Annotated in this window: 3 protein-coding genes; 1 reads left to right on the top strand and 2 read right to left on the bottom strand. The window is 32.0% G+C overall.

What is annotated here, in order from left to right; all coding sequences use genetic code 11:
* Positions 1 to 196: 196 nt before the first annotated feature.
* Positions 197 to 862 carry a phosphatase PAP2 family protein gene (locus tag ACT8VG_RS09325; RefSeq protein ID WP_444195705.1) on the bottom strand — a complete coding sequence of 222 codons (666 nt, stop codon included), beginning with the start codon at positions 860 to 862 and terminating at the stop codon, positions 197 to 199.
* Between the two features lie 73 nt (positions 863 to 935).
* Positions 936 to 1,943 (bottom strand): glycosyltransferase family 2 protein, encoded by a 1,008-nt coding sequence (locus ACT8VG_RS09320; protein ID WP_217106712.1) that lies wholly within the window; start codon positions 1,941 to 1,943, stop codon positions 936 to 938.
* Positions 1,944 to 2,075: 132 nt separating this feature from the next.
* Between ACT8VG_RS09320 and ACT8VG_RS09315 the strand changes: the two genes are divergently transcribed.
* On the top strand, positions 2,076 to 3,042 hold a 967-nt coding region (locus ACT8VG_RS09315; protein WP_444195704.1), incomplete at its 3' end, for a hypothetical protein.

Genomic DNA, 3,042 nt, shown 5'->3' with positions numbered 1-3,042 from the left:
TAGTCTCACTAATTCTGTATCTTCAAATTGCATGAGTGAATCAAAATATAATTGTCTATAGCTCATAGCCTCACCTCTTTCATAAACATATAATCGCAAAACTATAATTGTCACAATAGTTTTGCGGTTTAAAACCGCAAAACTTTATTATTTTATGAATTATTGCGATTAAAAAGGTGTCAGTAAAATGACACCTTTAGCCTTTATTAGGAAACTTTGAATATACGAATTGACGTAAACGTGGATGCTCTCTCTTATAAATGAGCTGATAGAGCACATATGCGATTATACTTGCTGCTACAGCATCCATACATGAATGCTGTTTGATGAACATTGTAGATAATGTAATAAGTACTGCTGAGATAATCGCAAATATATGCATTGGTTTATTATCTTTAAATTTCTTTGATTTAATAAGTGCTATCGCACATCCTATTGAATTAAATACATGAATACTTGGAAATACATTGGTTGGTTTATCTGCTCCATAAATAAATCTTAACCAGAATTGTTCAAAGGCATTCCCTGTAAGTACTTCTGGACGATGACAGAATGTTGTCGGGAAGATTGTGAATATGATGAGTGAAATGGTCATACAACAAGCTAAAAATGAAAAGCCACGATAGAATTCATCTGCATCATAAAAAAACAAAAATAACAAAGTTCCTGCAACAAATAAAAACCAATAGATATAAGGAATAATAAATGCTGGTACAAATGGTATGATACGGTCTAATCCTACATACATATCAAAGAAATGACTAATATCTCTTTGTTGTAAGCCAAAGTACCAAGGCATATAAAATACAAAATAGACAAGAACCCATGCATGTTCATGAGTCTTTATGAATTTCTTAATCATTTAATCACCCAAATTTCATTCTATCGATTCGGTAGGTAATAGTCAACATAAAAAAACAGTGATAGAATCACTGTTAATTGAAACCAAATAGTTTCTGTGCAAGTTTATATCCACCAACGATTAGTTTACGTCCTAGTGGATCATTTAATTGCATAGCAAGACCTAATGCAGTCTTCTTTACTTCCTTATAAACGGCAGGCTTTGTATCCTTCATATAAGCCCATAAATCATTACGTTTCTGTAGGTTTTCTTCTGTACCACTCTTTACGCAGAGTACTGTAGTTACTGTAGTAATCATAGATAGATACTTAATTAAGTATTTTCTCATCTTACGTGATTTAAGCTTATCAATATCAATTGCATCAATCATACGTTTATTCACTCTGATCTGCTGATCAATACGTCTAATCATCACTGTTTCGTTCACTGACTGATCATCACGACCAATGAAATAGTGATATAAATCAACATTTAGATAATACATAGTCTGAACAAATGGAATAGGTTCATACACAAATAAGTTATCTACATAGAATGTATGTTTAGGAAGTACAAGACCACTTGCACGTAATACTTCTGTACGATAGATAATTGAATGCATTAATAGGTTCTGTGATGGATAGAAATATTTCACATCATACCATCTAAAAATCTTATTTTCAGGGAATGCATTTGTATAACGAATAGGTTTCTGTGTATTCTTTGATGGTTTATCATAGACATAGTTACAAATCATCATATCAACATCATTACCAAGTTTCTTTAATGTCTGAATCACTTTAACTAAAGATGCTTCGTCAAACCAGTCATCACTGTCTAACACTTTAAAGAAGCGTCCGGTTGCATTCTTTAAACCAGTATTCACTGCTTCACCATGTCCACCATTTTCCTGATGTATACATCTGATTGTTGCAGGATATTCTTCCTCCAATAAATCTCCTATCTCTCCTGTCTGATCCTTAGAACCATCATCAATGATTAAGATTTCAATATCATTTTCACATATTAATAATGGTTCGATAGCATGTCTCATATAATCTTGTGAATTATAACAAGGCACTGCAACTGTAAGAGTTTTCATATTTTTACCTCCATATAGATTTATTTTACCATAAATCACCTTAATAAGGCTATAATTTATCAACTATCGCTTGTGTTTACATCTAAAATTAATGTAATATATACTGTATACGTAAGGAGTTGAGGTAAACAAATGAATAGAGACGTAACATATAAGGATAGTTTACTATTTCATATTAGTACAATGAAGTTTCTTTGTCCTGTATTTGGTATTATCATGTTAGTTCTTGGCTTTATAGAAGCAAAAGACGGTTATTATGTGATTACAGGGCTTGGTGTGATCGGACTTCTACTTATGATTTATATCACTTTAAAGGTGAACAAGAAGAAGACTTTCTCTTATATGATGACTGAAGATGATATTACTTTTAAAGAAGGTAATAATGAAAAGAAGTATGCTTATGAAGACATTACTAAACTAGTAGATGATGGTAAGACACTTACTATTTATTCTAAAGAAGGAGTGATTGCACAGCTTTCTTCATTAGAATTTGAAGTGGCTGATTTAGCTGAATTAGTTGAAGAATGTACCGATCATAAGATTCCTTATGAAGATATTGAAGGTACAAAGGAAGCACCTAGTCGTATGCCTTCTGTATCAGTTATTAAACCAGTAATGCTTGTATTAACACTTATCCAGTTAGTGTCATTAGTGGCTGGTATGATTGGTGCACTCGATTCTCTTGTTGTGGGTGGATTAATTTCTATCGTTATCCCAGTGCTTGCAGGTATTTACTATTTAGGTCTAACTGCCGAAGGAAATCAGCCAGCAATCAAAGAATTATATGGATTGTTCTTCGGTAATTTTATTATTCCTACTATTACAGGATGGTTAATTCTATTTACTAAATATGCAATGGAAAATACAAGACCTCTTATTTATGCAACAATTATTGTATTCTTAATTATCTTTGTATTCTATCGCTGGATTGGTGAAAAAGCTGGATTACCTAGAGATGCATTATTTACATGCTTCCTAATTATCTTTATTCCACTTGCATTATGCTGGATCAATGATCCTCTTGCAAAGGTAACTAATACAGATGAATGTATTATTACTAAGACAGAACATTATACAACTAAGTTCTCACAAGTATATC

It is taken from the genome of Catenibacterium sp., assembly GCF_052354645.1.
GTDB classification, from domain to species: domain Bacteria; phylum Bacillota_I; class Bacilli_A; order Erysipelotrichales; family Coprobacillaceae; genus Catenibacterium; species Catenibacterium mitsuoka_A.
Note: the sequence above shows the minus strand (reverse complement) of the source record. Positions and strands in the feature narration are given on the sequence as shown.